The sequence below is a fragment of the Rhodococcus kronopolitis genome (assembly GCF_042654025.1).
Classification (GTDB): Bacteria; Actinomycetota; Actinomycetes; order Mycobacteriales; family Mycobacteriaceae; genus Rhodococcus_G; species Rhodococcus_G kronopolitis.
The window spans coordinates 338,680-364,713 of sequence record NZ_JBHSFO010000001.1 but is presented as its reverse complement, the minus strand read 5'-3'; the positions used below and the strand labels follow the sequence as shown (position 1 = coordinate 364,713).

Annotated in this window: 28 protein-coding genes; 16 read left to right on the top strand and 12 right to left on the bottom strand. The window is 70.3% G+C overall.

The features are described from left to right. Nucleotides 1-103: 103 nt before the first annotated feature. The 3 genes from ACFO6S_RS01635 to ACFO6S_RS01625 are packed head-to-tail and all read right to left on the bottom strand — an operon-like array spanning nucleotide 104 to nucleotide 2,671. Complete coding sequence (locus tag ACFO6S_RS01635; protein WP_378413495.1) at nucleotides 104-517, bottom strand: molybdenum cofactor biosynthesis protein MoaE; 414 nt, start codon at nucleotides 515-517, stop codon at nucleotides 104-106. Continuing rightward, entirely contained in the window at nucleotides 510-1,484 is a 975-nt protein-coding gene (gene moaCB, locus ACFO6S_RS01630; RefSeq protein WP_378413493.1) for a bifunctional molybdenum cofactor biosynthesis protein MoaC/MoaB, read from the bottom strand. The genes ACFO6S_RS01635 and moaCB overlap by 8 nt, the downstream gene beginning before the upstream one ends. Beyond that, complete coding sequence (locus tag ACFO6S_RS01625) at nucleotides 1,481-2,671, bottom strand: molybdopterin molybdotransferase MoeA (RefSeq protein WP_378413491.1); 1,191 nt, start codon at nucleotides 2,669-2,671, stop codon at nucleotides 1,481-1,483. Before ACFO6S_RS01625 ends, moaCB begins: the two co-directional genes overlap by 4 nt. Nucleotides 2,672-2,764: 93 nt before the next feature. Here ACFO6S_RS01625 and moaA point away from each other — a divergent pair, with 93 nt between their 5' ends. Both moaA and ACFO6S_RS01615 read left to right on the top strand, forming a co-directional pair. Next, the gene (gene moaA / locus ACFO6S_RS01620) at nucleotides 2,765-3,832 is read left to right on the top strand and encodes a GTP 3',8-cyclase MoaA (protein ID WP_378413489.1); all 1,068 of its coding nucleotides are present in this window, start codon (nucleotides 2,765-2,767) and stop codon (nucleotides 3,830-3,832) included. Further along, a complete protein-coding gene (locus tag ACFO6S_RS01615) occupies nucleotides 3,825-4,079 on the top strand; it encodes a MoaD/ThiS family protein (protein ID WP_378413487.1) in 255 nt (84 codons plus the stop codon). Before moaA ends, ACFO6S_RS01615 begins: the two co-directional genes overlap by 8 nt. Here ACFO6S_RS01615 and ACFO6S_RS01610 read toward each other — a convergent pair whose 3' ends face one another. Both ACFO6S_RS01610 and nadE read right to left on the bottom strand, forming a co-directional pair. Then, nucleotides 4,080-4,850 (bottom strand): SDR family oxidoreductase, encoded by a 771-nt coding sequence (locus ACFO6S_RS01610; protein ID WP_378413486.1) that lies wholly within the window; start codon nucleotides 4,848-4,850, stop codon nucleotides 4,080-4,082. Between the two features lie 4 nt (nucleotides 4,851-4,854). After that, on the bottom strand, nucleotides 4,855-5,694 hold the full coding sequence (nadE, locus tag ACFO6S_RS01605) for an ammonia-dependent NAD(+) synthetase (RefSeq protein WP_378413484.1): 840 nt from the start codon (nucleotides 5,692-5,694) through the stop codon (nucleotides 4,855-4,857). Nucleotides 5,695-5,736: 42 nt separating this feature from the next. On the opposite strand from nadE, the gene ACFO6S_RS01600 reads away from it, so the two are divergent. Then, nucleotides 5,737-6,291: a nucleosidase gene (locus tag ACFO6S_RS01600; protein WP_378413483.1), complete on the top strand. Its 555-nt coding sequence runs from the start codon at nucleotides 5,737-5,739 to the stop codon at nucleotides 6,289-6,291. A 31-nt stretch (nucleotides 6,292-6,322) separates the two neighbouring features. Here ACFO6S_RS01600 and ACFO6S_RS01595 read toward each other — a convergent pair whose 3' ends face one another. Continuing rightward, on the bottom strand, nucleotides 6,323-7,108 hold the full coding sequence (locus tag ACFO6S_RS01595) for an META domain-containing protein (RefSeq protein ID WP_378413481.1): 786 nt from the start codon (nucleotides 7,106-7,108) through the stop codon (nucleotides 6,323-6,325). A 176-nt stretch (nucleotides 7,109-7,284) separates the two neighbouring features. Between ACFO6S_RS01595 and ACFO6S_RS01590 the strand changes: the two genes are divergently transcribed. The 5 genes from ACFO6S_RS01590 (at nucleotide 7,285) to ACFO6S_RS01570 (ending at nucleotide 11,454) form a co-directional block, all read left to right on the top strand. Further along, nucleotides 7,285-7,851 (top strand): NAD(P)H-dependent oxidoreductase, encoded by a 567-nt coding sequence (locus ACFO6S_RS01590; RefSeq protein ID WP_378413479.1) that lies wholly within the window; start codon nucleotides 7,285-7,287, stop codon nucleotides 7,849-7,851. A gap of 157 nt (nucleotides 7,852-8,008) precedes the next feature. Then, a complete protein-coding gene (locus tag ACFO6S_RS01585) occupies nucleotides 8,009-8,440 on the top strand; it encodes a MarR family winged helix-turn-helix transcriptional regulator (protein ID WP_378413477.1) in 432 nt (143 codons plus the stop codon). A gap of 74 nt (nucleotides 8,441-8,514) precedes the next feature. Continuing rightward, nucleotides 8,515-8,973, top strand: coding sequence for a MarR family winged helix-turn-helix transcriptional regulator (locus ACFO6S_RS01580; RefSeq protein WP_378413476.1), 459 nt, complete (start codon nucleotides 8,515-8,517; stop codon nucleotides 8,971-8,973). Between the two features lie 106 nt (nucleotides 8,974-9,079). Further along, a complete protein-coding gene (locus tag ACFO6S_RS01575; protein ID WP_378413474.1) occupies nucleotides 9,080-10,759 on the top strand; it encodes an MDR family MFS transporter in 1,680 nt (559 codons plus the stop codon). Nucleotides 10,760-10,836: 77 nt separating this feature from the next. Then, nucleotides 10,837-11,454 (top strand): CHAP domain-containing protein, encoded by a 618-nt coding sequence (locus ACFO6S_RS01570; protein WP_378413473.1) that lies wholly within the window; start codon nucleotides 10,837-10,839, stop codon nucleotides 11,452-11,454. 7 nt (nucleotides 11,455-11,461) lie between these two features. Here ACFO6S_RS01570 and ACFO6S_RS01565 read toward each other — a convergent pair whose 3' ends face one another. Then, on the bottom strand, nucleotides 11,462-12,280 hold the full coding sequence (locus tag ACFO6S_RS01565) for a siderophore-interacting protein (protein WP_378413471.1): 819 nt from the start codon (nucleotides 12,278-12,280) through the stop codon (nucleotides 11,462-11,464). Between the two features lie 350 nt (nucleotides 12,281-12,630). Here ACFO6S_RS01565 and ACFO6S_RS01560 point away from each other — a divergent pair, with 350 nt between their 5' ends. The 5 genes from ACFO6S_RS01560 to ACFO6S_RS01540 all read left to right on the top strand — a co-directional run bounded on the left by ACFO6S_RS01560 (nucleotide 12,631) and on the right by ACFO6S_RS01540 (nucleotide 17,050). Then, complete coding sequence (locus ACFO6S_RS01560) at nucleotides 12,631-12,864, top strand: redoxin NrdH (protein ID WP_072845079.1); 234 nt, start codon at nucleotides 12,631-12,633, stop codon at nucleotides 12,862-12,864. Nucleotides 12,865-12,888: 24 nt separating this feature from the next. Then, complete coding sequence (gene nrdI, locus ACFO6S_RS01555; protein ID WP_378413468.1) at nucleotides 12,889-13,347, top strand: class Ib ribonucleoside-diphosphate reductase assembly flavoprotein NrdI; 459 nt, start codon at nucleotides 12,889-12,891, stop codon at nucleotides 13,345-13,347. Beyond that, nucleotides 13,305-15,491 carry a class 1b ribonucleoside-diphosphate reductase subunit alpha gene (gene nrdE, locus ACFO6S_RS01550; protein ID WP_378413466.1) on the top strand — a complete coding sequence of 729 codons (2,187 nt, stop codon included), beginning with the start codon at nucleotides 13,305-13,307 and terminating at the stop codon, nucleotides 15,489-15,491. The genes nrdI and nrdE overlap by 43 nt, the downstream gene beginning before the upstream one ends. A 55-nt stretch (nucleotides 15,492-15,546) precedes the next feature. Next, nucleotides 15,547-16,545 carry a class 1b ribonucleoside-diphosphate reductase subunit beta gene (gene nrdF, locus ACFO6S_RS01545; protein WP_378413463.1) on the top strand — a complete coding sequence of 333 codons (999 nt, stop codon included), beginning with the start codon at nucleotides 15,547-15,549 and terminating at the stop codon, nucleotides 16,543-16,545. Nucleotides 16,546-16,666: 121 nt separating this feature from the next. Beyond that, on the top strand, nucleotides 16,667-17,050 hold the full coding sequence (locus ACFO6S_RS01540; protein WP_378413461.1) for a VOC family protein: 384 nt from the start codon (nucleotides 16,667-16,669) through the stop codon (nucleotides 17,048-17,050). Here ACFO6S_RS01540 and ACFO6S_RS01535 read toward each other — a convergent pair. Genes ACFO6S_RS01535 through ACFO6S_RS01520 form a run of 4 tightly spaced genes read right to left on the bottom strand, consistent with a single transcriptional unit; the run spans nucleotide 17,022 to nucleotide 20,724 of the window. Further along, nucleotides 17,022-17,513, bottom strand: coding sequence for an NUDIX hydrolase (locus ACFO6S_RS01535; RefSeq protein ID WP_378413459.1), 492 nt, complete (start codon nucleotides 17,511-17,513; stop codon nucleotides 17,022-17,024). The genes ACFO6S_RS01540 and ACFO6S_RS01535 overlap by 29 nt on opposite strands. A gap of 14 nt (nucleotides 17,514-17,527) precedes the next feature. Further along, nucleotides 17,528-18,604 (bottom strand): HtaA domain-containing protein, encoded by a 1,077-nt coding sequence (locus ACFO6S_RS01530; RefSeq protein ID WP_378413457.1) that lies wholly within the window; start codon nucleotides 18,602-18,604, stop codon nucleotides 17,528-17,530. Further along, nucleotides 18,588-19,667, bottom strand: a complete 1,080-nt coding sequence (locus ACFO6S_RS01525; RefSeq protein ID WP_378413455.1) for an ABC transporter substrate-binding protein — start codon at nucleotides 19,665-19,667, stop codon at nucleotides 18,588-18,590. Before ACFO6S_RS01525 ends, ACFO6S_RS01530 begins: the two co-directional genes overlap by 17 nt. A gap of 37 nt (nucleotides 19,668-19,704) precedes the next feature. Further along, a complete protein-coding gene (locus tag ACFO6S_RS01520) occupies nucleotides 19,705-20,724 on the bottom strand; it encodes an ABC transporter substrate-binding protein (RefSeq protein WP_378413453.1) in 1,020 nt (339 codons plus the stop codon). Nucleotides 20,725-21,115: 391 nt separating this feature from the next. Here ACFO6S_RS01520 and ctaD point away from each other — a divergent pair, with 391 nt between their 5' ends. From ctaD to ACFO6S_RS01505, 3 genes are all read left to right on the top strand, one after another. Next, a complete protein-coding gene (gene ctaD / locus ACFO6S_RS01515) occupies nucleotides 21,116-22,849 on the top strand; it encodes an aa3-type cytochrome oxidase subunit I (RefSeq protein ID WP_378413451.1) in 1,734 nt (577 codons plus the stop codon). Between the two features lie 110 nt (nucleotides 22,850-22,959). Beyond that, nucleotides 22,960-24,198 carry a phosphoserine phosphatase SerB gene (gene serB, locus ACFO6S_RS01510; RefSeq protein ID WP_378414052.1) on the top strand — a complete coding sequence of 413 codons (1,239 nt, stop codon included), beginning with the start codon at nucleotides 22,960-22,962 and terminating at the stop codon, nucleotides 24,196-24,198. Beyond that, nucleotides 24,195-24,971, top strand: a complete 777-nt coding sequence (locus ACFO6S_RS01505) for an aminoacyl-tRNA hydrolase (protein ID WP_378413449.1) — start codon at nucleotides 24,195-24,197, stop codon at nucleotides 24,969-24,971. The genes serB and ACFO6S_RS01505 overlap by 4 nt, the downstream gene beginning before the upstream one ends. 13 nt (nucleotides 24,972-24,984) lie before the next feature. Here ACFO6S_RS01505 and ACFO6S_RS01500 read toward each other — a convergent pair whose 3' ends face one another. Further along, nucleotides 24,985-25,956 (bottom strand): ABC transporter substrate-binding protein, encoded by a 972-nt coding sequence (locus ACFO6S_RS01500; RefSeq protein ID WP_378414050.1) that lies wholly within the window; start codon nucleotides 25,954-25,956, stop codon nucleotides 24,985-24,987. Nucleotides 25,957-26,034: the final 78 nt, after the last annotated feature.

The window sequence follows — 26,034 nt, the reverse complement described above, 5'->3', positions numbered from 1 at the left end:
CGGCCGCCACGGCTTGCCGCACTTCGAGTGTGATTCTATCGGGTCTCGCGCGAAATTTCGCCTGCCGCGAGAGTGCGAGCGGGCCTGCTCGCGCGTCGAACTACTACAGGCCTACCCACTCCGTGACCCCGTCGGCGAAGTGCTGACGCTTCCAGATCGGCACCTCGGTCTTGATCCGCTCCACCAGCAGTGCGCACGCGGCGAAGGCCTCGGCCCGGTGCGGGGCGGCGGCCGCGGCGACCAGCGCCAGGTCCCCGATCTCCAGTGGTCCGACGCGGTGCACGGCCGCGACCGGCAGGCCCGTCTCGGCCGAGACCCGCTCGCAGCAGGCCCGCAGGAACCGCCGGGCGTCCGGGTGGGCCTGGTACTCGAGCGCGGAAACCTGCTGCCCACCATCGTGATTGCGGACCACGCCACTGAACAGCACCACCGCGCCGTGCTCGGGACCGGCCACCGCCGCGTCCACCGCGGCCGGGTCGATCGGCTCCGCGGAGACGGCGGCGAGCAACTCAGGCATCGTGCGCACCGCCGCCGGCGACCTGCGCGAGCAGGTGGTCGAGGATCGGTTCGAGCACCGAGATGCCGTCGCGCACACCACCGGGGGAGCCCGGCAGGTTCACCACCACGGTGCGGCCGACCAGCCCGGCCAGGCCGCGGCTCAGGCTGGCGTGCGCGGTCTTCTCGGTTCCCTTGCGGCGCATGGCCTCCGCGAGGCCCGGGAGCTCCCGGTCGAGCAGGGCGGCGGTGGCCTCCGGCGTCCGGTCGGTGGGGGAGGCGCCGGTACCGCCGGTGCTGAGCACCAACGCCGGACCGCCGGTGAGGGCGTCGGCCAGTCCCGACGCGATGTCCGCGTCCGGGTAGACCAGCGGACCGCGCACCGAGAAGCCCTGCTCGGCAAGCCAACTCACCAACTCCGGTCCCGTGGTGTCGGTTCGGGTGCCGTCCGCACCGCCGGTCGACGCGACCAGCACCACCGCCGACCGCGGCGCGAGGGCCTGCTCCTCGGCCGGCGCGGCGTCGCGCACCCAGTGCCCGCGCTTGCCGCCGTCCTTGGTGAGCAGCCGCACCGCGTTCAGGCTCGCGGCCGGGTCCACGGCCTTGACCATGTCGTGCAGCGTCAGGCCGGCGACCGCGACCGCGGTCAACGCCTCCATCTCCACCCCGGTCTGCCCGGCGGTCTTCGCGGTGGCCTCGATGACGATGGTGGTGTCGGTGAAGGCGAACTCCACCTTCACCGACGACAGCGCGATCTGATGGCACAGCGGGATCAGCTCGGAGGTCCGCTTGGCGCCGGCGATGCCGGCGATCCGCGCGGTGGCCAGCACGTCCGCCTTGGGCATGCCGTCCGCCCGGACCATGGTGATCACCTCGGCCGTGGTCTGCAGCTCGCCGCCCGCGACCGCGATGCGCGCGGTGCTGGCCTTGGCACTCACGTCGACCATCCGGGCCCGGCCCTCGCCGTCGAGATGGGTCAGTTCACTCATAGCGGCCACACCTGCACGTTCTCTCCCGCTTCCATTGTCGTGACGTCCTCGGGGACGTCGATCAGGACATCCGCCCTGGCCAGTGCCGCAATCAGGTGCGAGCCCGGACCCGACTCCAGTCTCACACCGCCGTCGACGAGTCGGCCGCGCAGGAACTGACGCCTACCGGCGGGCGAGGTCAGCGGGCCGAGCAGGGTGACGGAGTCCGCCGCCACCGGCGCCAACCCGGCCGCCCGTCGCAGCAGCGGCCGCGCGAACACCTCGAACGAGACCAGGGTGCTCACCGGGTTCCCGGGAAAGCTGAGCACCGGGACGCCGTCGACCACGGTCAGGCCCTGCGGACCGCCGGGCTGCATCCCCACGTGCCCGAACCAGCCGCCGAGCGGGGTCAGTACCTCGCGGACCACCTCGAAGTCGCCCATCGACACCCCGCCCGAGGTGAGCACCACGTCGGCCGCGGCGGTGGCCCGCCGCAGCAGCTCTCGGAACCGGTCCGAGTCGTCGGGGCTGCGGTCGAGCAGGACCACCTCGGCGGAGTTGGACTCGCAGCTGGCGGCCAGCGCGATGCCGTTGGACTCGTAGATCTGCCCGGGCCGCAACGGGTTTCCGGCGGCGACCAGTTCGGTGCCGGTGGTGAGCACCGCGACCCGGGGTCGACGGCGCACCGGTAGCTCGCTCATGCCGACCGCCGCGAACATCGACAGGTGCCGGGCGGTGAGCCGGGCGCCGGCCGCGAGCAGCAGGTCCCCGGCGTGGACGTCGTCACCGCGGTCCCGGACGAACTCCCCGGACACTCGACCCCGGTGCACGGTCACGGCGTCGGCGCCGTCGCCGGGCGAGGTGTCCTCGACCGGCACCACGGCGTCCGCCCCGTCGGGCAGCGGGGCGCCGGTCATGATCCGCACCGCGGTGCCGGGTTCGAGCCGGTCCGGGCCCGCGGAGCCGGCCGCGACGGTGGTGCTGACGGGCAGGGTGACGGGCACCGTGCGCACCGTCTCCGCGGCGACCGCGAAGCCGTCCATCTGCGAGTTGCGGAACGGCGGAAGGTCGAGGGGGGACCACACGTCGGCCGCGAGGACCCGCCCGAGCGCGGCGGTCACCGCGACCGCCTCGGTCCGCGGCGTCAGTGCCGGCTCGAGCAGGGCCGCCACCTCGCGGGCATGGTCCTCGACAGATCTACGGGTCATCGACGATCCCTCCGGCATGGCTTCACATCCTAGGCAGGGCGCCGGGCGCCGCACCCTGGCGGCATACTGGGGCCCAGACGAGGGGGTGACCCGATGACAGCGACGCAGCGACCGGTGCGGATGGGGTTGCCGCGCGTCCGCACGAGCCCGACCGCAGGCGAGCGCCCCGAGGTGCCGGACCTGGTGGACCGGTTCGGTCGGGTCGCCCGCGACCTGCGGGTGTCGATCACCGAGAAGTGTTCGCTGCGCTGCACCTACTGCATGCCGGCCGAGGGCCTGCCGCAGATCCCGACCGAGCGGCTGCTCAGCCCCGCGGAGATCGTCCGGCTCGTCCGCATCGCGGTCACCGACCTCGGCGTGCAGGAGGTCCGCTTCACCGGCGGCGAACCGCTGATGCGCCGTGACCTCGAGGAGATCGTCGCCGGCTGCGCGGCCGCGGTGCCCGGGGTGCCGCTGACCATGACCACCAACGCCGTCGGGCTCGAGCACCGCGCCCAGGCGCTGGCCGCGGCCGGGCTGAGCCGGGTCAACGTCTCGCTCGACTCGGTCGACCGCGCGCACTTCGCCGAACTCACCCGGCGGGACCGGCTGCCGTCGGTGCTGGCGGGCATCCGGGCGGCCGCCCGGGCCGGGCTGACCCCGTTGAAGGTGAACGCGGTGCTGATGCCGGAAACCCTTGCGGGCGCGGCGGATCTGCTGCGCTGGTGTCTCGACGAGGGCTGCCGGCTGCGCTTCATCGAGGAGATGGCGCTGGACGCGGACCACGCCTGGGACCGGCGGACGATGGTCGACGCGGCCGGGCTGCTCGAGGTGCTCGGCGAGCGGTTCACGCTGACCGAGGTCGGTCGGGAGGATCCGGCGTCGCCGGCCGAGGAGTGGGTGGTCGACGAGGGCCCGGGCACCGTCGGCATCATCGCCTCGGTGACGCGGAACTTCTGCGACGCCTGCGACCGGACCCGGCTGACCGCGGAGGGCACGGTGCGCTCGTGCCTGTTCAGCGACGAGGAGGTGGACCTGCGTGCCCGGCTGCGCGCCGGTGCCGACGACGCGGAACTGGCCGCCCTCTGGCGCGGCGCGATGTGGGAGAAGTGGGCCGGGCACGGCATGGACTCGGCGGGCTTCGAGCCGCCGCGACGAAGCATGGGGGCCATCGGTGGCTGACGGTTCGGTGACGGTGCGGTACTTCGCGGCGGCCGCGGACGCCGCGGGGTGCACGCAGGAGACGGTGCCGCTGGGCGAGCGCGCCAGCCTGGGCGAGCTGCGCGCGGTGTTGGCGGACCGCCACGGTCCACAAATGGAGCGGGTGCTGTCGGTGGCGGCGTTCCTGCAGGACGACGAGCTGACGCGGGACCTCAGCCGTCCGGCGGCGTCGCGGGTGGACGTGCTGCCGCCCTTCGCCGGCGGCTGATCAGCCCCTGTCCGCCAGGAACTGCGCGAAAGTGATACTGCCGTAACGGTTCCCGGGGGTGAGGTTGAGGCCCCGTCGAAGGAATCGGCCGGGCGGTCCTGGTACCGGCAGGCCGAGCACCACCGCCCGGCTGCCGGTGGCCCGCTTCCAGGCCTCCGCCAGCTCACGCATGGTGGCGATCTCGGGGCCGCCGACCTCGAATCGGGCTCCGGCGCCGTCGTTCAGCGCCGCGTCGGCCAGTGCCCGTGCCAGGTCGGTCGGGTCGATCGGCTGGAACCGGGCGCCGCGGACCGCGGGAACCAGCCCGACCCGCGCGGACGCGGCGAAGATCGACCGCAGCAGCTGGTGGAACTGCGTCGAGCGCACCACGGTGGTCTCCAGCGCAGACGACGTGTAGATCTTCTCCTGCTCGGTCAGCGCCCGGTAGTAGGAGAACCGGACCCGGTCGACACCGACGATGGACAGCAGCACGGCCCGCCGGACGCCCGCGGACTCCGCCGCGCGCAGCAGGTTTCGGGCGCCGTCGGTGAACACCGGGCGGCTCGTGCGGTCGACGCCGTTGACCGCACTGACCAGCACCTCGACGCCCGCGAGCGCGGATGCCAGACCGCTGCCGGTGAGCAGGTCGCCGGGCACGTGCTCGACCCCGTCGCGTGCGGTGGCCGGTGCGTGGCGGCTGAGCACCCGCACCCGGTGTCCCCGCGCGTGGAGCTCGTCGACCACCGCCGATCCGGCGGTGCCGGTCCCGCCCGCGACCAGGACGGTGGTCACGTCGTCACTTCCACCAGTCGTCGAGCGGTGTGACCGGGATCGTCCTCTTGTGTCGGGTGGCCAGGTACATGGACTCGAGCTTCGCGGCGACCGCGTCGGTGACGTCGCGGCCCTCCAGGTAGTCGTCGATCTCGCTGTACCGCACGCCCAGGGCCTCCTCGTCGGGCAGGGCCGGGCGGTCGTCCTCGAGGTCGGCGGTGGGGACCTTGCGCCAGGTGCTCTCGGGGGCGCCGAGGTGGGCGAGCAGTGCCGCGCCCTGCCGCTTGGTCAGCCCGGTCAGCGGGGTCAGGTCCACGCCGCCGTCACCGAACTTGGTGTAGAAGCCGGTGACCGCCTCGGCGGCGTGGTCGGTGCCGATCACCAGGTAGCCGAGCTGGCCGGCGATCGCGTACTGCACCACCATCCGCTCGCGCGCCTTGATGTTGCCCCGCACGAAGTCCCGCAGCTCGCCGCCGTCGCCGATGATCTCGGCGATGCCGGCGGCGCTCTCGGCGGCGACCGCGTCGACACTCGGCTTGACGTTCACCGTCACCGACCGGTCCGGCCCGATGAAGCCGAGCGCGACCTGGGCGTCGTGCTCGTCGGCCTGGACGCCGTAGGGCAGCCGGACCGCGACGAACTCGGCCGCGTGGCCCTGCTCCCGGAGTTCGGTGACGGCCAGCTGGGCGAGCCGACCGGACAGGGTGCTGTCCTGCCCGCCGCTGATGCCCAGTACGAATCCCTTTGCGGGCGTGGACAGCAGGTAGTTCTTGAGGAAGTCGACCCGGGCCCGGACCTCGCCGGCCGGACTGATCGTCGGCTGCACGCCGAGTTCCTTGAGGATCTGCGCACGGAGGTTGTCCATGCGTGCAACTCTAGCGGCGGCGCTGTCGAATAGAGTGCCGTCGTGACCACGCAACCGATCCTCGTCGTCTCCGCCACCGCGGCCGAGGCCGCCCACGTCCCGAGCGGATTCGAGGTGCTGGTCACCGGGATCGGCAAGGTGAACTCCGCGGTCGCGGTCGCCCACGCGCTGGCCGGTCGCGGTCCCGGCCCACTCCCGCTGGTGGTCAACATCGGCACCGCCGGTGCGCTGCACGACCGGCACGCCGGGCTGTACCTGCCCTCGACGGTGCTCAACCACGACATCAGCGCCGAGGTGCTGCGGTCGCTCGGACACCCGGTGCAGGACCGGATCTCCCTCGACGGCGGCGACGGCTGCGTGCTGGCGACCGGCGACGCGTTCGTCTCCGACCCGCTGGTCCGGGACGCCCTCGCGGCCCGCGCGGACCTGGTCGACATGGAGGGCTTCGCGGTGGCGGCGGCGTGCGCGCGGGTGGGCGCGCAGTGCCGGCTGGTCAAGCACGTCAGCGACCGGGCGGACGACAGCGCAATGGACTGGCCCGCCCAGGTGGATGCCAGCGCGCGCGTCCTCGCGCACTGGCTCAGCCAGAACTACTGACGCACCGGAACTGCCGTCGCCCGCGCGACCGCTACTGCGCGCGCAGGCCCAGTCCGTGGCCCTCGGCGTTCATGATCCGCAGGCGGTCGGCGTCGACGGTCGCGGTGGTCTCGCCGGAGAGCGCGGCCAGAACGGCCTGCTCGATCTCGGCGGTCTCCTCGGTGCACGCCATCCGGGTGACACCGAGCGGGCCGAAGGTCACCGTCTCGCCTGCGACCTCGGCGGTTCCGGTCATCCGGTTGCAGCCGGTGAACCCGGTGACGGCGCCGTCGGCGCCGATCTGCAGTGACGGCTGCGAGGTCTCGAGCGCCCGGGAGGTGGTGACGGCGCTGGGGGTGATCAGGGTGTCGACCACCCAGACGGTGTCGGTCAGCGGCCGGTCCGGCTGCGCGACCTTTTTGTCGAGCATGCTCACGGTGGCCTCGCCGTTGCGCAGTTCCAGGGCGTCGCCGTCGAGGGTCCACTGCGGGCTCGCGGCGAAGAAGCCGGTCATCCACTGGTCGGACATCCCGGCGTCGCCGACGCAGGCCATCATCGTCGTCGCCAGCGGGCCGGTGGTGATGACGCCGCCGGACAGGTCGGCGGTGCCCGACGCCCGGTTGCACCCGGCGTGCAGCGCGATCCGGTCGGCCTCGGGGAACGTCACGGTCAGCGGGCCGCCGCCGGGGATCGCGGTGCCCTCGACGCTGGTGGAGACGAAGGTGCGGCCGACCAGGTCGGAGTTCGCGGACTCGTCGCTGGCCTCGGCCGACGTCGAGCAGGCCGTCAGGGTGGCGGCGGCGAGCAGGGCGAGTCCGATGAGGCGGCTGGGTTGCATGAGCGGAGCTTAACCAGCGCTCGGGGTTGCGCCCCCGAAGCGAACCCGTGTGTCTCGGGGCCGGTGTGGGCTATCCCACAGCCGGTGTGTCGCCGGAACATCGGCGGCTTTGCGTGGCGTTGTCAGGCGTGAACCCGTACCGAGGGTGACCCCCGAACTCCCGAAGGAATCGATACATGACTGACACCCGCGTCCTCGTCCTCGTCGGCAGCCTGCGTGCCGGATCCGTCAACCGGCAGGTCGCCGAGACCGCCGTCGCCAACGCCCCGGCCGGCGTCGAGCTGACGGTGTTCGACGGGCTGGGCGCGGTGCCCTTCTACAACGAGGACCTGGACCTGCCGGGCGCAGCCGTCGGCGGCGCCGACGAGCTGCGGGCCGCTGCCGCCGCCGCGGACGCGCTGCTGCTGGTGACCCCCGAGTACAACGGCACCATGCCGGCCGTGCTCAAGAACGCCATCGACTGGATCTCGCGGCCCTACGGTGCGGGTGCGGTCGCCGGCAAGCCGGTCGCCGTGATCAGCGTCTCGCCCAGCGCGAACGGTGCGAAGTGGGCGCACGCCGAGGCCAGCAAGGCCGTGGGCATCGCGGGCGGCAAGGTCGTCGAGGACGTCGCCCTCTCCATCGGGGCCTCGCACGAGAAGTTCGGTGACAAGCACCCGAGCGAGAACGCGGAGGTCACCGCCGAGGTCGTCAAGGCCGTCGCGCACCTCGTCGCGGCCACCAAGGATCTCGTCGACGCCTGACGTATACCCGTCCACAGGGCCCGGGTCGGTGCAGTACGCACCGACCCGGGCCCTCGTGCATTCGCGCCCCCGCGGGGGTCGTCGGCGGAGGCCCCTCCGGGCGCGCGGGCCGTTGCTGATTTGATGGTCGCGCACCTCGACCCGAAGGGACACCCGCGTGGCATCGGATCCGATCACCGACCTCGAGGTCGAACTGGTGGACATGTGGCGGCGGGGCAGCATCCGTACCCGCGAGCGTGCGCAAAGGGTCCATCCCAGGCTGGACCCGTCCTGCTACCCGTTGCTGATGCTGTTGATCCGGCGGGAGGACGCGGTGCCGGTCTCGGAACTGATCGCGAATCTCGGGGTGGAGAAGTCGACGCTCAGCCGGCAGGTCGACGCGGTGACCCGGCTCGGTCTCGCGCAGCGCATACCGGACCCCGACGACGCGCGGGCGAAGCTGGTCGCGCTCACCGACGAGGGCCGCGCGCGGCTGGGAGCAGAGCGCGCGGAGGGCGTCGCGCAGTGGCGCCGGCAGCTCTCGCAGTGGGATCCGGACGACGTCCGCACCCTGACGGCGCTGCTGCGTCGCCTCGGTTCGTCCGACTGACGTCACACCCCAGATAGTTGCAGTACGCAACCAACTGCTGTTAAGGTTGCAACTATCAACTAAAGGGAGTGGGCATGGTCAGCCAGGACACGGCGTCGGACTTGATCGACACACTGCGCGGACTTGTCGTGCGCGCCCGTGCCGAGTCGGTCCGACAACAATTCGCAGGCGCCCTGCCGTCCGCCCTCGCCATGCTGCTCGGCCACATCGCCCGCACCGAGGGGCATCGGCCCAGCATGGTCGCCGAGGAGCTCCGGGTCACCCAGTCGGCGCTGAGCCGGCAGGTCGCGCAGGCCGAGTCGCTCGGCTACGTCCAGCGGCACCCGGACCCCCTCGACGGCCGGGCGGCGTTGCTGTCACTGACCGCGGCGGGGAACGAGGCGCTGCAGCGGCATCGCGACGCGCAGGCGCGCTGGGTCCACGACGCCCTCGCGGACTGGTCGGAGGACGAGGCACGCGAGCTGGCCGACCGGCTCGACCGGTTCAGCTCCGCGATCGACGCCCACAGGTCAGCGGCGCCCGCCCGCCGCTGACCCAGCTCATCCATTCACCCACCCCGATCCGAGGAGTCGCATCGTGAGTAGCCCCGCGTCCCAGGACGCTCCGCCCGTAACTGCAGGGTCGTCCGGTGACGGCCGGATGACCCACCGTCAGCGCATCGAGGCCCTGATCGGCCTCATGATGGGCATGTTCGTCGCGCTGCTGTCGTCGACGATCGTCTCGAATGCCCTGCCGACCATCATCACCGACCTGCACGGCACCCAGGACCAGTACACCTGGGTGGTCACCGCCACCCTGCTGGCCTCCACCGCGACCACCCCGATCTGGGGCAAGTTCGCCGACCTGGTCAGCAAGAAGATGCTGGTGCAGTTGTCGTTGCTGGTGTTCACCCTCGGTTCGGTGCTCTCCGGCCTGTCCACCTCGGTGCCGATGCTGATCGGGTTCCGCGCGATCCAGGGCCTGGGCCTCGGCGGCCTGCAGGCGCTGGTGATGATCGTCATCGCCGCGATGTTCAGCCCCCGCGAGCGCGGCCGCTACCAGGGCCCGCTGGCGGCGGTCATGTCCCTCGCCACGGTCGCGGGCCCGCTGATCGGCGGCGTCATCGTCGACACCAGCTGGCTCGGCTGGCGCTGGACCTTCTACGTCGGCGTCCCGCTGGCCGTCGTCGCGCTGGTGGTCATCCAGCGAACCCTGAACCTGCCCGTCGTCCGCCGCGAGGTGAAGGTGGACTACCTCGGCGCCACGCTGATCGCAGGCGGCGTCAGCGTCCTGCTGATCTGGGTCACCCTGGCGGGCAAGAACTTCGACTGGGCGTCCGGGATGTCGTTCGGGCTGGTCGCGCTCGGCGTCGTCCTGCTCGCGCTGGCGATCTTCACCGAGACCAAGGCCAGCGACCCGGTCGTGCCGCTGCGCCTGTTCCGGGACCGCACCATGACGCTGGCCACGCTCGCCAGCGTGGCGGTCGGCGTCGCCATGTTCGGCGGCGCGGTGTTCCTGGGGCAGTACTTCCAGATCGCCCGCGGCTACTCGCCGACCGTCGCCGGCCTGCTCACCCTGCCGATGGTGTTCGGGTCGATGCTGTCCTCGACCGTCTCCGGCCAGCTGATCACCAAGTACGGCAAGTGGAAGCGCTTCCTGCTGATCGGCGCCACCGCCATGGCCGCCGGGTTCCTGCTGCTCGCGACGACCGACCACACCACCGACATGGCGTTGATCGGGGTCTACCTGTTCGTCCTCGGCGCAGGCATGGGCATGGCCATGCAGAACCTGGTGCTGCCGGTGCAGAACAACGCCGCCCCGTCGGACCTGGGCGCGGCCACCGCGGCGATCACGTTCTTCCGCTCGCTCGGCGGCGCGGCCGGCGTGTCGGTGCTCGGCGCGGTGCTCTCCTCGCACGTGGCGACGCTGACCGCCCAGGGCCTCGTCGGCGCGGGCATCGATCCCGGTCCGGCGGGCGGGTCGGGCGCAGGCCTGTCGAACCTGAAGGAACTGCCTGCCGCCGTCGGCGACATCGTCCGGGCGGCCTACGGGGACGCCACCGCCCGGGTGTTCCTCGTCTCCGGCATCCTCGCGCTGCTGGGTCTGGTCGCGATCGCGTTCATGAAGGAGGTGGCGCTCAAGACCACCACCGGACTCGAACAGCTCGACCAGGAGCGGGCGGCGAACGCGGCCGGGGCGGACGGCCGGGGGACCGACGGCCAGGTGGTCGACGGCCCCGTGGTCGACGCCGAACTGGTCGCGGAGATCGACGAGGTCGAGCCCGCACTCGCAGGCGGCCCGGACGGTGCCGGCCGCGGCAGGCACGCCGGCAACGGCTGAGCAACGAAGTGGGCCGAACGCCCGCCGGAGCGGTGATCCCACCGCCCCCGGCGGGCGTTTCGCTACATTCGACTCCCATGAGCACCATTGCCCCGAGCGCCACCGCGCCCACCCGTCGCCGCCGCACGGCGCTGTGGATCGCCGCCGCGGTCGCCGTGCTCGCCGTCGTCGCCGCGGGACTCGCGTTCCTGGTGCCCAGTCGGTACCTGCCGTGGGACACCGCCGCATTCCCCGACGTCGACACCTCCCTGCTCTCGGCCGACCAGGCGCGGATCGTCGAGCTGCTCGAGGCCGAACACCGGGACCAGCGGCCGGGCACCTTCTACGCCGAGGGCGTCGAGGAGCCGTGGTGCGCGGACTTCGTGAGCTGGGTGATGCGCGAGGCCGGCCTGCCGCTGGCCAACCCGAACTCCGGGCACTGGCGCATCCCGGGCGTCTACACGCTGCAGGAGTACTACCAGTCGCAGGGCCGCTTCGAGGCGGCCGGTGGCGGCTACGTCCCGGCCGTCGGCGACGTGGTGCTCTACGACAACAGCAGCTGGGTCGGCCAGCACACCAACTTCGTGGTCGCGGTCGACGGTGACACCGTGACCACGGTCGGCGGCAACGAGCTCGGCCGCATCCGGGTGCACACCGTGGACTGGGCGAGCGACTCGGCGGTGGTCGGGTTCGGGCGGCTGGCGCCGCGGACGTAGTACGGAGTCAGAGCCCGGCCTCGGCGAGGGCGGCGTCGACGGCGTCGCGCACCTCGTCCAGGCTCCGACCCGACGAGAGCTCCCGCACGGTCAGCTCCTCGATCCGGGACTCGACCTCCGCGTAGCGGGCCAGCCACCGTTCCTTGTCGGCCTGCCAGTAGCCCATGACGTGGAACCGTTCCGCCGACCAGCCCAGCCAGTGGCGCACGTGCGCCCGGATGGACCGGGAGGCGCTCGTCTCGCAGGCCGACCAGAGGTAGCCGGGTCCGCTCGGCAGCTCCCGCGCGGTCAGCGCGTCCGGCAGCGCGCTGGGGGACGCCCCGTTGCCGGTGCCGTGCAGCCAGTCGACCGTCAGCTCCGCCGGGGTGTCCCAGGTCTGCTCGTCCGCGGCCGTGGGCACCTCGGCGATCAGGTGGGCGCGGGTGCCCGCGGGCAGCGTCTCGACGATCCGTCCCGCCGCGGGCAGCGCGCTCAGGTCGGCCAGCAGCAGTTGCCAGCGAGCGTCGGCGGGCGGGCGGTACCAACCCCTGGGCCGGGACAGGCGCACCGGCAGGCCCGGCGCCGCGGCGCGGGCCCAGGCCGCGGCCGCGCCGCCGCCGTGCACCGCGAAGTCGATGTCGAGGGCGCGGGCGAGCGGGTCCCAGCGCCGGACGGTGTAGCTGCGCCGGTGCCCGTCGAACTCGACGAGCAGGCGTTCGTCGGGGTCGCCGCTGGAGGCGAAGCCGGCGAGCCCGGGCCCGGTGAAGCGGACCCGGCGCAGGCCGGGGGAGAGCTGCTCCGCCGACGCCACCTGGGCGTCGAACCGGGGATCGTCGTCGGTGTGCACGTCACCGACCCTAGGGGCGGGAAAGGAGTCCATGCACACCAATCGAATGTGACCGGCGACACCGCCCATAATGTGACGCGCAACACCAGGCGACACGCCGTGTGGGGCCGCTCTCCGGGGCGTGCGACCAGGGAATTTCATCTTTGTTGTTCACAACATCTCGGGTTCTATGGTTTGTCAGACACAAGGTGTAGTGTCAGGAGCGCCAAGAGAGCAGGCCGGACGCATCCGAAGTCCGAGGGCTCGACCATCACTTGTCAAGGCCGGACCACTGTTCCAGTAGGTGAGATCCACACCGATCTTCGCGTCACTGACCATCAGTTCCGTAAGCCACAGAAAGAGGGACTTACATGAGCATCACCGTCTACACCAAGCCGGCGTGCGTTCAGTGCAATGCGACCTACCGGGCGCTCGACAAGGCCGGTATCGAGTACTCGATCATCGACATCAGCGAGGACGCCGAGGCCCGCGACTACGTGATGGCGCTGGGCTACCTGCAGGCGCCCGTGGTGGTGGCCGGCGACGACCACTGGTCGGGCTTCCGTCCGGACCGGATCAAGTCGCTCACGGTCAACGCCGCCTGAAGAAACCTACGGAGATGAGTGGCCATGACATCGCTGGTCTACTTCTCCAGCGTGTCGGAGAACACCCACCGCTTCGTGCAGAAGCTGGGTGTGCCGGCCACGCGAATTCCCCTGCACGACCGCGACGGCACCTTCGAGGTCGATGAACCGTACGTCCTGATCCTGCCCACCTACGGTGGCGGGGTCACCGCGACCGGACGGGACACGAGCTACGTGCCCAAGCAGGTCATCCGATTCCTGAACAACGAACACAACAGGTCGCTGATCCGTGGGGTCATCGCGGCGGGCAACACCAACTTCGGCGATTCGTTCTGCTTCGCCGGAGACGTCATTTCAAGGAAGTGTCAGGTCCCGTACCTGTACCGCTTCGAACTCATGGGCACCGCCGAGGACGTCATTCGCGTCCGCGAGGGTCTTGGACAATTCATGGAGAGTGAACAGTGGCACCGACAATCACAGACGCAGCCCCGGCTGGGAGTGTAGAGCGCGCTGCGGCACGACCCGACTCCTCGGCGGACCAGCTCGACTACCACGCGCTGAACGCGATGCTGAACCTGTACGGACCCGACGGCGAGATCCAGTTCGACAAGGACCGCGAGGCCGCCAACCAGTACTTCCTCCAGCACGTCAACCAGAACACCGTCTTCTTCCACAACCTGGACGAGAAGCTGGACTACCTGGTCAAGGAGAACTACTACGAGCCCGAGGTGCTCGACCAGTACTCCCGTGAGTTCGTGAAGTCGCTGATCGACCGGGCGTACGCCAAGAAGTTCCGCTTCCCGACCTTCCTCGGCGCGTTCAAGTACTACACCTCGTACACGCTCAAGACGTTCGACGGCAAGCGTTACCTGGAGCGGTTCGAGGACCGGGTCTGCATGGTCGCGCTGACGCTGGCGGCAGGCAACGAGACCCTCGCCGAGGAGCTCGTCGACGAGATCATCGCCGGCCGCTTCCAGCCGGCCACCCCGACGTTCCTCAACTCCGGCAAGAAGCAGCGCGGCGAGCCCGTGTCCTGCTTCCTGCTGCGCATCGAGGACAACATGGAGTCCATCGGTCGCTCCATCAACTCGGCCCTGCAGCTGTCCAAGCGCGGCGGCGGAGTTGCGTTGCTGCTCAGCAACGTTCGTGAGCACGGCGCCCCGATCAAGCGGATCGAGAACCAGTCGTCGGGCGTCATCCCGATCATGAAGCTGCTCGAGGACTCCTTCTCCTACGCGAACCAGCTCGGTGCGCGTCAGGGTGCGGGCGCGGTGTACCTGCACGCGCACCACCCGGACATCTACCGCTTCCTCGACACCAAGCGGGAGAACGCCGACGAGAAGATCCGGATCAAGACGCTCTCGCTCGGCGTGGTGATCCCGGACATCACCTTCGAGCTGGCGAAGAAGAACGAGGACATGTACCTCTTCTCGCCGTACGACGTGGAGCGCATCTACGGCGTGCCGTTCGCGGACATCGACGTCACCGAGAAGTACTACGAGATGGTCGACGACAAGCGGATCCGCAAGACGAAGATCAAGGCCCGCGAGTTCTTCCAGACGGTCGCCGAGCTGCAGTTCGAGTCCGGCTACCCGTACATCATGTACGAGGACACGGTGAACCGGGCGAACCCGATCGCAGGCAAGATCACCCACTCGAACCTGTGCTCGGAGATCCTGCAGGTCTCGACGCCGTCGACGTTCAACGAGGACCTGTCCTACAGCCACGTCGGCAAGGACATCTCCTGCAACCTCGGCTCGCTCAACATCGCCAAGACGATGGACTCGCCGGACTTCGCCCGCACCATCGAGACCTCGATCCGCGCGCTGACCGCGGTCTCGGACCAGACGCACATCTACTCGGTGCCGTCGATCGAGCAGGGCAACAACGACTCCCACGCCATCGGCCTCGGGCAGATGAACCTGCACGGCTACCTGGCGCGCGAGCGGATCCACTACGGCTCCGACGAGGGCCTGGACTTCACGAACATCTACTTCTACACGGTGGTGTTCCACGCGGTCCGGGCGTCGAACGAGATCGCGAAGGAGCGGGGCACCTACTTCAAGGGCTTCCCCGAGTCCAAGTACGCCTCGGGCGAGTACTTCGACAAGTACACCGACCGGGCGTGGGAGCCGAAGACCGAGAAGGTCCGGCAGCTGTTCGCGGACTCCGGCGTGCACATCCCGACGCAGGACGACTGGCGTGAGCTCAAGGCGTCCGTGCAGGCACACGGCATCTACAACCAGAACCTGCAGGCCGTGCCGCCGACCGGGTCGATCTCCTACATCAACAACTCCACCAGCTCCATCCACCCGGTGGCGTCGAGGATCGAGATCCGCAAGGAGGGCAAGATCGGGCGCGTCTACTACCCGGCGCCCTACCTGACCAACGACAACCTGGAGTACTACCAGGACGCGTACGAGATCGGCTTCGAGAAGATCATCGACACGTACGCCGAGGCCACCCAGCACGTCGACCAGGGCCTGTCGCTGACGCTGTTCTTCAAGGACACCGCCACCACCCGCGACATCAACAAGGCGCAGATCTACGCCTGGCGCAAGGGCATCAAGACGCTGTACTACATCCGGTTGCGACAGATGGCGCTCGAGGGCACCGAGGTCGAGGGCTGCGTTTCCTGCATGCTGTAGGCCGGCGCGACCGAATAGACTCGACTGAGCATCCAAGACCAGGCAAGGGACCACCATGACATCCGCACACACCCCCGCTGGGGGCACGCATCTCAAGCTGATCGATCGCGTTTCGGCGATCAACTGGAACCGCGTCCCCGACGAGAAGGATGCGGAGGTGTGGGAGCGTCTGACCGGCAACTTCTGGCTGCCGGAGAAGGTGCCGGTGTCCAACGACATCCCGTCGTGGAACACACTGACCGCGAACGAGAAGCAGCTGACCATGCGGGTCTTCACCGGCCTGACGCTGCTCGACACCATCCAGGGCACCGTCGGCGCGGTCTCGCTGATCCCGGACGCGATCACCCCCCACGAGGAGGCGGTGTACACCAACATCGCGTTCATGGAGTCGGTGCACGCCAAGAGCTACAGCTCGATCTTCTCGACGCTGTGCAGCACCCGGGACATCGACGACGCGTTCCGCTGGTCGGAGGAGAACCCGAACCTGCAGCGCAAGGCGCGGATCATCCTCGACTACTACAACGGAGAGTCGGCGCTCAAGCGCAAGGTCGCCTCGACGCTGCTCGAGTCGTTCCTGTTCTACTCGGGCTTCTACCTGCCGATGTACTGGTCCTCGCGGGCCAAGCTCACCAACACCGCGGACCTGATCCGGCTGATCATCCGTGACGAGGCCGTGCACGGGTACTACATCGGCTACAAGTACCAGAAGGGCCTCGAGCAGCTCAGCCAGGCCGAGCGCGACGAGCTCAAGAACTACACCTTCGAGCTGCTCTTCGAGCTCTACGACAACGAGGTCGAGTACACCCAGGACCTCTACGACGAGGTCGGGCTCACCGAGGACGTCAAGAAGTTCCTGCGCTACAACGCCAACAAGGCGCTGATGAACCTCGGCTACGAGGGTCTGTTCCCCAAGGACGAGACCGACGTCAACCCGGCGATCCTGTCGGCGCTGTCCCCGAACGCGGACGAGAACCACGACTTCTTCTCCGGGTCGGGCTCGAGCTACGTGATCGGCAAGGCCGTCAACACCGAGGACGAGGACTGGGACTTCTAGTCTCCCGGTCTGCACAACTCCGATGAAGGGCCCCCGCACACGTGCGGGGGCCCTTCACGTGTCCGGGGGATCGGGCTAGCGTCGGCACCGTCGGATGTTCACTTGAAGGTGAGGAGAGACGATGAGCGGCAAGGTTGTGCACTTCGAGGTCCCGTTCGACGACGGGGACCGCGCGAGGACGTTCTACCAGCAGGTTTTCGGCTGGAACACCGTCGAGATGCCCGAGATGAGCTACACGATCGTGTCGACTGGGCCCGTCGCGGAGTCGGGGATGCCCGCAGAGCCCGGGTACATCGGCGGCGGCATGTTCGAGCGCGTCCCGGAGTATCCGACGGGGCCGGTGATCACCGTCGAGGTGCCCAGCATCGACGACGCCCTGGTCCGGATCGGCGAGCTGGGCGGCGCCACGGTCGGGGAGAAGCAGCCGGTCGGCGAGATGGGGTTCGCGGCCTACTTCAGGGACCCCGAGGGGAACGTCATGGGCCTGTGGGAGAACGCCGGCTGAACCAGGCCTCGGGCTCGCCGCGCAGGGCCCTGACGATGCGCGGGCCGGAGCTCTCGGTGAGCTCGGCGGGCAACGCGTCCGGCGCGAACCAGGCGACCTCGAGGTTCTCCTCGTCGGCGACGCGGGCCTCGCCGGAGAGCGCCCGGGCCAGGAAGCACACGTCGAGGTAGCTGGCGACGTCGCCGTTCGGGTAGGTGATCGGGCCGGCGGTGTCGACGCTGGTGATCCGCACCAGCTCCGCCTCGACGCCGGTCTCCTCGCGGATCTCCCGCAGCGCCGCCGGTCCGGGTTCCTCGCCCGGCTCGAGGATCCCCGAGACCACCGCCCAGAGGCCGTTGTCGGCCCGGCGGGTCAACAGGATTCGGCCGTCGTCGTCCACGACGACCGCGCTCACCCCGGACAGCCACAACGGGGCGTGTCCGACGTGAGCGCGGAGGTCGGCGACGAATTCGGGTACCGGCAACGGCTTTTCGCCCGTCAGTACCGGAAGGTGACCGGCGCGGCCTGCTGGCCGGAGTACGGCAGCAGGATGCTCGGCGCCAGCGGCACGGCGAACCTGGCCGGCACGTCGGTGAGCTCGGCGCCGCCGGGCCGCGGCGCGGTTTCCAACTGCGCGAACCGGATTCGGTTCATCGCATCGGTACCGACCATGTTGCCGTCCGAGGTCTCGGCCGTCAGGAAGGTGCCCTCGGGGGTGAACTCGACCCACGGGTTCGCCAGTGCGATCTCCGCCAGGTGGAAGCGGGTGAAGGAGACCACCGTGCCGTGGTACCGGACGGTGCCCAGCCCGGTCGCCGGGTCGAGGTCCGCGGAGTCCAGTTCGAAGGTCAGCCGACCGTCGCCACGGACGGTGGCGCCGTCGCTGCCCACCACCGAGCCCTGCGTGGCGTTCTTCACCAGGTCGGTGTAGCCGGGCGCGAGTCCCCACAGCAGGTCCTGCGCAGGCGGCACCGGGGCGTTGGGTCCGGGCGCGGGGTCGAAGTTGACCGGGACGGCCAGTTCCTCGCGTGCGTTGACGGCGTCCGCCGCGGCGTAGGTGTACACCCCGTAGGCGGCGTCGGCGGCGGACTTCGTGGGCTTGGTCACGGTCAGCTCGGCCGTGAAGGATCCGTCGCCTGCCAGCGGCACCCACTGCTGACGGATGGTGCGCCGGAAGTCGAAGGGCGCGTCCGGAACCCGGTTGAGTGCGTCCTCGGACATCACCCACGCGGTGGCCGAGCGCTGCTGGCCGACGCGGGCCTGCGCCGCCGCGTCCTGCGACGGCCGCCACTGCGGGGCGAATGCGCCGAAGGTGACGAAGGTGCCGTGCGGGACCCCCGGCGGCACCGGGACGGGCAGGCCGTCGGTGTTGGCGTTCGGGTCGAATCCGGTGCCGCGCACCACGATTCGGTCGCCCTCGTGGACGGCGGTGTCGCCAAGGGGAGTGCTGCCGTCGGCCGCGAACAGCTCGATCCGCGGCGCCGTCGCGGCCGGTGCGGCCGCGGCTGTGGGTGCCACGGCGAGCGCGCCGAGCAGTGCCCCGACGAGGGCGACGGCTCTAGTTCGTGTACCCATTGAGCGATCCCTTCAGGTCGTCGAGGATGCCGCCCGCCGCGATGACGCCGATCCCGGTCATCCAGATCTCGTCGTCCACCGCAAACACGCGGTGGTCCTTGACGGCGCCGAGGGCCGCCCACAGACCGCCCTCCATGACGTCGGTGCCTTGTTCCCGGGCCTCGTCGCCGTAGAAGCTGACGTAGATGATGTCGCCGTCGGCCTTGGACAGTTCCTCGGTGCTGAGCTCCGCGAACCGCCGGTCCTTGGCGCCCTCGAGGCGCTGGAACGGCGGGCGCTGCACGCCGGCATCGGCGAGCACCTGGCCGGAGAAGCTGTCCGGGCCGTAGATCCGGACCGACCCGGGCATGAACCGGACCACCGACGCCTGGGTCTGCGCGGAGTCCAGGCCCTTGCCGGTCTCGGTTGCCCGGGACTCGTAGGCGTCGAGCGCCGCCCGGGCGCTGGCCCCGCGGCCGAGCGCGGTGCCGTCGAGCACCAGGTTCTCCTTCCACGTGGTGCCGACCTTCTCGGTGAACGTGGTGGGGGCGACGGCGTTGAGCTGGGCGTACAGCTCCGGGGTGCGGAACTTCGAGCCCAGGATCAGGTCGGGCTTGAGCGCCGCGATCTTCTCGATGCTCGGCTCCGCGAGGGTGCCGACCGGCTCCACGCCTGCGATGGTGGTGCCGAGGTACGTCGGCTGCTCGCCGACCGCGCCGGCCACCGCGGCGCCGACGAGGCGGTCCTGCAGGCCGAGGGCGCAGACGGTGTCGAGCTTGTCGGTGTCGAGGACGACGATGCGCTGCGGGTCGGCGGGCACGGCCGACTCGCCGGCCGCATGGGCGACCCTGCGGGTGGCGCCCTCGACGCCGGCCGGGTCGACGGGAGCGGTCGGCCCGCAGACGTTCTCGGTGCTGCGACCGTTGCCGAGCACGCCCGCCCCGGCCACGCTGGTGGTGCTGCGGACGATGGTGCTGGCGGCGTCGTCGGTTGCGTCGCCGCCGCCGCACGCGGTGAGCACGACGGCGGTCGCGGCGAGCAGGGCCGCGGGCACGGCGCGGCGGATGAGTGCGGGCTTGCGCATGGTGAGGTCTTCCTCCTGAAGCTCGGGCGAGTCGAGACTAGTCGCGGCGTCCGTCGACGCCGAAGTGCGTGGCCAGGTCGTCGAGGATGCCGCCTGCGCCCTGGACGCTGACCGCGGACATCCACAGTGCGTCGTCGACGTCGACCTTCTGGCCCCGCAGGCCGGCCCACAGCGGGTTGGTCACGAACGGCTGGGCGGCGGCCTCGCTCTTCCCGTCGCCGGAGTGGTACGTGCTCACCACGATCAGGTCGGCCTCGGCCTCGGTGATCAGTTCGGGGCTGATGTCGTTGGAGATGCTCGCCGGCTTGGCCGGGTCCGGTCCGGCGCTGGCCGGGCGGTTGATGCCGGCGTCGGCGAGGACGATCCCGCTGAAGGACGTGGTGCGGTAGAGCCGGGCCGTCGGCTCGCCCGCGAAGCGGACCACCGTGACCGTCGGGTTGTCCGCCTTCGCGTTGATGTCCGCGCCCACCTCGGCCGCGCGGGTCTCGTAGGCGCCGATCTTCTGCTCCGCCAGGTCCTCCTTGCCCAGGGCCTGCCCGAGCAGCCGGATGTTGTCCTTCCAGGTCGGGCCGGTGGTCTCGGACATCACCGTCGGGGCGATCTTCGACAGCTGGTCGTAGATGTCGCCGTGCCGGACCTTCGCGGAGACGATCAGGTCGGGCTGCAGCTCGGCGATCTTCTCGAGGCTCGGGGTGGTCAGCTCGCCGACCGCGACGGCATTCGGTGCGAACTCGCCGCGGGACTCGCCGAGGTAGTCGGGCAGTCCGGCGCTGCGGTAGGTGACGTAGCCGACGAGCTCGGTCTCCAGCAGCAGGGTCGCGTCGGAGTAGCTGGTGTCGAGCGCGACGACCCGCTTGGGCGCGGCGGGGATCTCGGCGGCGCCGAGTGCGTGGGTGACGGTGCGGGGGAAGGATCCCGTGGACCCGCCGTCCGCGGCAGGCGCCGCGGGGGCGTCGGTGGCGCTGGAGCAGCCGGCGGTGGCGCCGATCAGGGCGACCGCGGCGCAGCTCACGAGCGCGACCAGGGCATTGGACTTGAACTTCACAAGGACTCCCATCGAACTTAGGTGAGGGAAACCTTATCAATATCGTTAGCCGGTATCGCGTGGGCCGGGTCGAGGCCGTCCCGGCGACAGCTCCGGCGCCCGGGCCGGCGCGGCGGGGGACGGTCGTCGCGTCGCGTCGCCGGGGCGCGCGCCGGGATTGTCCACGAATTGCCGGTTCCGTCGAGTTCGGTGACGGGCGCCGGTTCGGGTCGGTGGAACCCCGACCCGCCCCGGGGGCGGAAACGCCCTGTTCACGGCACTTCTGGACGCTGTACGCGACACGAAGTACGACAGTGAGTAGGACCGGCTCCGCGGATCGCGGGGGGACGGTCTACGATTCACAGAGCGCAAGCCAGAGGACGTTCGCCTCGCAGCGGGGTAGGACGCGCATTCAGGAGGATTAGTGACTGCCGTAGCGCCCCAGCCAGTCCCCGAGATAACGGCCGCCCGGCCATACCCGGCGCGACTGGGACCCAAGGGCTCGTTCATTTACAAAATGGTGACCACCACTGACCCGAAGACCCTCGGGATCATGTACATGGTCACCTCGTTCGCCTTCTTCCTCATCGGCGGCCTGATGGCCCTGCTGATGCGGACCGAGCTCGCGGTTCCCGGGATGCAGTTCCTGTCGAACGAGCAGTTCAACCAGCTGTTCACCATGCACGGCACGATCATGCTGCTGCTGTACGCGACGCCGATCGTGTTCGGATTCGCGAACTACATCCTGCCGCTGCAGATCGGCGCGCCCGACGTGGCGTTCCCGCGACTGAACGCGTTCAGCTACTGGCTGTACCTGTTCGGCGCGATCATCGCGACCGCGGGTTTCGTGACCCCCGGCGGCGCGGCCGACTTCGGCTGGACCGCATACAGCCCGCTGACCGACGCGACGCACTCGCCCGGTGTCGGCGCGGACCTGTGGATCATGGGCCTGGCCATCGGTGGCCTCGGCACCATCCTCGGTGGCGTCAACATGATCACCACGGTGATCTGCCTGCGTGCCCCCGGCATGACCATGTTCCGGATGCCGATCTTCACCTGGAACATCCTGGTGACCAGCATCCTGATCCTGCTCGCCTTCCCGCTGCTCACCGCGGCGCTGCTGGGCGTGTTCGTGGACAGACACTTCGGTGCACACATCTTCGACCCGGCCAACGGCGGCGTCCTGCTCTGGCAGCACCTGTTCTGGTTCTTCGGTCACCCCGAGGTCTACATCATCGCGCTGCCGTTCTTCGGCATCGTCTCGGAGATCTTCCCGGTCTTCAGCCGTAAGCCGCTCTTCGGCTACAGCGGCCTGGTGTACGCCACGCTGGGTATCGCCGCCCTGTCGATCGCCGTGTGGGCGCACCACATGTACGCCACCGGCGCCGTGCTGCTGCCGTTCTTCTCCTTCATGACGTTCCTCATCGCGGTCCCGACCGGTGTGAAGTTCTTCAACTGGATCGGCACCATGTGGAAGGGCCAGGTGACCTTCGAGACGCCGATGCTCTTCTCGGTCGGCTTCCTCGTCACCTTCCTCTTCGGTGGCCTGTCCGGCGTGCTGCTCGCCAGCCCGCCGATCGACTTCCACGTCACCGACAGCTACTTCGTGGTCGCGCACTTCCACTACGTGCTCTTCGGCACCATCGTGTTCGCCACCTACGCCGGCATCTACTTCTGGTTCCCGAAGATGACGGGCCGGATGATGGACGAGCGCCTGGGCAAGTGGCACTTCTGGACCACCTTCATCGGTTTCCACACCACGTTCCTGGTCCAGCACTGGCTCGGCAACGAGGGCATGCCGCGTCGCTACGCGGACTACCTGCCCAGCGACGGCTTCACCACGCTGAACACCATCTCCACGATCGGCTCGTTCATCCTCGGTGCCTCCACGCTGCCGTTCATCTGGAACGTCTTCAAGAGCTACCGGTACGGCGAGGTCGTCACGGTCGACGACCCGTGGGGCTACGGCAACTCGCTGGAGTGGGCGACCACCTGCCCGCCGCCGCGGCACAACTTCACCGAGCTGCCCCGGATCCGCAGCGAGCGCCCGGCCTTCGAGCTGCACTACCCGCACATGGTCGAGCGGATGCGCGCCGAGGCGCACATCGGCGGCGGCCACGGTGGCAAGCACGCTTCCGAGCTCGAGAACGCGCACTAGGTAACACCGAACGACCACAAGGCCCCGCCCGAGCATCGGGCGGGGCCCTTGTGTTTTGCACCCTTGTGGTTGGCACAATGGTTTCGCAACCCCGCGTCCGTGAACGCGGGATGGAGGGAGATTTCTCGGTGGCTTCTGACACCACGGTCCTGGTCACGGTGACGGGGCCCGACCGTCCCGGCGTCACCTCGGTGCTGCTCGCGGCGCTCTCGCGTCACGACGTGAGCCTGCTCGACGTCGAGCAGGTGGTCATCAGGGGCCGGCTGACGCTCGGCGTGCTGGTGTCCTGCCCGCGGGACCCCGAGGCGCTGCAGGAGTCGGTCGAGGACGCAATGGCGACCGTCGGCATGCACGCCGACGTCGCCGTCGGCGGCGACCGGGCCGCGCGGCCTGCGCCGTCCACCCACGCGGTGGTGGTGCTCGGCAGCCCGGTCACCGCCCGCTCGTTCAGCAAGCTGGCCCGCGAACTCGCCCGCCAGGGCGCGAACATCGACTCGATCCGGGGCGTCGCGGACTACCCGGTCACCGGGCTGGAGCTGATGGTCACCGCACCGGCGACCACCGCGGAGGCGGACGCCGCCCTGCGTACCGGGCTCGCGGAGACCGCCGCGGAACTGGACCTCGACGTCGCGGTCGAGCGGGCCGGGCTGGCCCGCCGCGCCAAGCGGCTCATCGTCTTCGACGTGGACTCCACGCTGGTGCAGGGCGAGGTCATCGAGATGCTGGCCGCCCGTGCAGGCAAGGAGGACGAGGTCCGGGCCGTCACCGAGGCGGCGATGCGCGGCGAGATCGACTTCACCGAGTCGCTGCACCAGCGGGTCGCGGTGCTCGCCGGTCTGGACGAGTCGGTCATCGACGAGGTCGGTGCGTCCATCGCGCTGACGCCGGGCGCCCGCACCACCATTCGGACCCTGCGTCGGCTCGGCTTCCACTGCGGCGTCGTCTCCGGCGGTTTCCGGCAGGTCATCGCGGGCCTCGCGGAGGAGCTCGAGCTCGACTTCGTCGAGGCCAACACCCTCGAGGTGGTGGACGGCAAGCTCACCGGCCGGGTCATCGGCGACGTGGTGGACCGCGCCGCGAAGGCCGTCGCGCTGCGCAAGTTCGCCGCGCAGGCCGGGGTGCCGATGGAGCAGACGGTCGCGGTCGGCGACGGCGCCAACGACATCGACATGCTCAACGCCGCCGGGCTGGGCGTCGCGTTCAACGCGAAGCCTGCGCTGCGTGAGGTCGCCGACGCGGCCCTCTCGCATCCCTTCCTGGACGCGGTGCTGTTCATCCTCGGCGTCACCCGCGAAGAGGTCGAGGCGGCCGACGCCGCGGACGGTCTGGTGCGTCGGGTTCGGCTGTGACGGAGCCGGGGCCACTCGGGGTGCTCGACGAGGGTTTCGCGGCCCGGCACGCGGTGCTCGCCGCCGGGTACGGTCACCGGCCGGACCCGGCGGACCCGGCCCAGGTGCTGGCGATGCCGCTGGTGCTGCACCTGCCGAAGGCGGATCCGCCTGCCCGCAGCGCGGTGCTCGCGGCTGCGGCCGCCGCGACGGCCGCGCTGTGCCTGGACCCGCGCGTCGGGACCGATCCCGAGGGCGAGCCCGGTCCGTGGCAACGGGACTACCTGGCGTGGACCGGCGCCCGGATCCGCAAGGTGGCCCGGCGGGCCCGGGGCGCCCAGTGGTTCGCGGCCCAGGACGTCGACGGCGTCACCGTCGAGGTCGACGGCGCCGCGGCCCGGGCCTTCGTGCCGGGGCCCGTGGGCGAGCTCGACCCGCGGATCCGGAAGCTGCAGATCGGTGGGACCGACCTCGAGCACGACGCGCCGGGGGACCCGGAACCCGGCCTTCCGGTGCTGTGGCTGAACCGGTCCCTCGACATGACGGTCGGCAAGACCGCCGCGCAGGTGGGGCACGCGGCCATGCTGCTTGCCGGTGCGATGACGCTCACGCAGGCGGCGCAGTGGGCGGGCAGCGGGTTCCGCTGCTCCGTGCGCGACGCCGACCCGGACCGCTGGGCCGTGCTGACCGCCCGGGTGGCCGCGGGGCAGGCGGTCGCCGTCCGCGACGCCGGGTTCACCGAGGTGGCGCCGGGTTCGATGACGGTGATCGCGCAGCCCGCACCGCTCGCGTGAGCGCCGGGGCGCGCTAGTCGAACCGCGCGTCCACAGCGCCGGCGAAGTCGACCGTGCCCGGTATGTCCCCGGACGCGGTGAAGGCGTCCGCGATCTGCTGCTCGGAGGCGATCACCTTCTCGCTCAACGCGATCGGCTGCTTGATCGACCGGGTCCAGGTGGTGCGCGAGGCGGCGGGACTGATCGAGGTGAGTTCGGCGTACCTGGTGGACCACTCGTCGAGGTTGTCCCGCGACCAGGCGGTCGCGGCCGCGTAGCGGCCGAGGAAGTCCTCGATCGCCGCGGTCTTGCCCGGGTCGGCGAGGGCGGCGGACCCCGCGGCCCAGAAGTTGTACCCGTTGGCCGCCTGGTCGGCGGTCGCGATCGCCCGCGCACCGGACTCGTTCTCGGCGATCGCGCTGTACGGGTCCCAGGTCGCCCAGGCGTCCACGTCGCCCTTGGTCAGGGAGGTGTACCCGTCGGCGGGCGAGACGAACACCGTCTCCACGTCGCTGCGCGACAGGTCGGCCTTCTTCAGTTGCAGCAACAGGTTTGCGTGCGCGGAGCTGCCCTTGAAGGTGGCGATCCGCTTGCCCTTCAGGTCCGCGACCGACTGGATCGTCGAATCCTTGCCGACGAGGATGGCGTCGCCCTTGCCGGTGGCCTCGAGGGCGCCGACAACCTTGATGTCCGCCTTCGAGGCGGCCCCGAAGATCACCGGGGTGTTGCCGGTCTGCGCGAGGTCGATGCCGCCTGCGCTGGCCGCCTCGATCAGCGGCAGCCCCGCGGTGAATGTGGAGAACTCCAGCTTGTAGGGCAGGTTCTCGAGCTGACCGGCGGCGCGCAGCAGGACCTCGATGGAGATCGCCTTCTGGTCGCCGACCTTCAGCGTCACGGCCGACAGGTCCACCGGACCGGTCGGCGCGGCGGCCTCCGCGGCGGTGTCGCCGCCGCTGCAGGCGGTCAGGACGAGGGATGCGGCGGCGACGGTGGCCAGGACCGCGATTCGTAGCCGTGCGGCGCGACGGGATGTGTGGAGTTTCACTGTGGTGCTTCCTGTTTCGGTGTGCGGACGGACGATGTC

What these genes read in the sequence shown, in the direction of transcription:
- ACFO6S_RS01530 (WP_378413457.1), bottom strand. Translation starts at nt 18,604, where the DNA reads ATGGGTACACGAACTAGAGCCGTCGCCCTCGTCGGGGCACTGCTCGGC.
- nrdF (WP_378413463.1), top strand. Translation starts at nt 15,547, where the DNA reads ATGACATCCGCACACACCCCCGCTGGGGGCACGCATCTCAAGCTGATC.
- ACFO6S_RS01635 (WP_378413495.1), bottom strand. Translation starts at nt 517, where the DNA reads ATGCCTGAGTTGCTCGCCGCCGTCTCCGCGGAGCCGATCGACCCGGCC.
- ACFO6S_RS01540 (WP_378413461.1), top strand. Translation starts at nt 16,667, where the DNA reads ATGAGCGGCAAGGTTGTGCACTTCGAGGTCCCGTTCGACGACGGGGAC.
- nrdI (WP_378413468.1), top strand. Translation starts at nt 12,889, where the DNA reads ATGACATCGCTGGTCTACTTCTCCAGCGTGTCGGAGAACACCCACCGC.
- ACFO6S_RS01595 (WP_378413481.1), bottom strand. Translation starts at nt 7,108, where the DNA reads ATGCAACCCAGCCGCCTCATCGGACTCGCCCTGCTCGCCGCCGCCACC.
- ACFO6S_RS01575 (WP_378413474.1), top strand. Translation starts at nt 9,080, where the DNA reads ATGACCCACCGTCAGCGCATCGAGGCCCTGATCGGCCTCATGATGGGC.
- ACFO6S_RS01520 (WP_378413453.1), bottom strand. Translation starts at nt 20,724, where the DNA reads ATGGGAGTCCTTGTGAAGTTCAAGTCCAATGCCCTGGTCGCGCTCGTG.
- moaA (WP_378413489.1), top strand. Translation starts at nt 2,765, where the DNA reads ATGACAGCGACGCAGCGACCGGTGCGGATGGGGTTGCCGCGCGTCCGC.
- moaCB (WP_378413493.1), bottom strand. Translation starts at nt 1,484, where the DNA reads ATGAGTGAACTGACCCATCTCGACGGCGAGGGCCGGGCCCGGATGGTC.
- ACFO6S_RS01570 (WP_378413473.1), top strand. Translation starts at nt 10,837, where the DNA reads ATGAGCACCATTGCCCCGAGCGCCACCGCGCCCACCCGTCGCCGCCGC.
- serB (WP_378414052.1), top strand. Translation starts at nt 22,960, where the DNA reads ATGGAGGGAGATTTCTCGGTGGCTTCTGACACCACGGTCCTGGTCACG.
- ACFO6S_RS01525 (WP_378413455.1), bottom strand. Translation starts at nt 19,667, where the DNA reads ATGCGCAAGCCCGCACTCATCCGCCGCGCCGTGCCCGCGGCCCTGCTC.
- ACFO6S_RS01560 (WP_072845079.1), top strand. Translation starts at nt 12,631, where the DNA reads ATGAGCATCACCGTCTACACCAAGCCGGCGTGCGTTCAGTGCAATGCG.
- ACFO6S_RS01590 (WP_378413479.1), top strand. Translation starts at nt 7,285, where the DNA reads ATGACTGACACCCGCGTCCTCGTCCTCGTCGGCAGCCTGCGTGCCGGA.
- ACFO6S_RS01580 (WP_378413476.1), top strand. Translation starts at nt 8,515, where the DNA reads ATGGTCAGCCAGGACACGGCGTCGGACTTGATCGACACACTGCGCGGA.
- nadE (WP_378413484.1), bottom strand. Translation starts at nt 5,694, where the DNA reads ATGGACAACCTCCGTGCGCAGATCCTCAAGGAACTCGGCGTGCAGCCG.
- ACFO6S_RS01625 (WP_378413491.1), bottom strand. Translation starts at nt 2,671, where the DNA reads ATGACCCGTAGATCTGTCGAGGACCATGCCCGCGAGGTGGCGGCCCTG.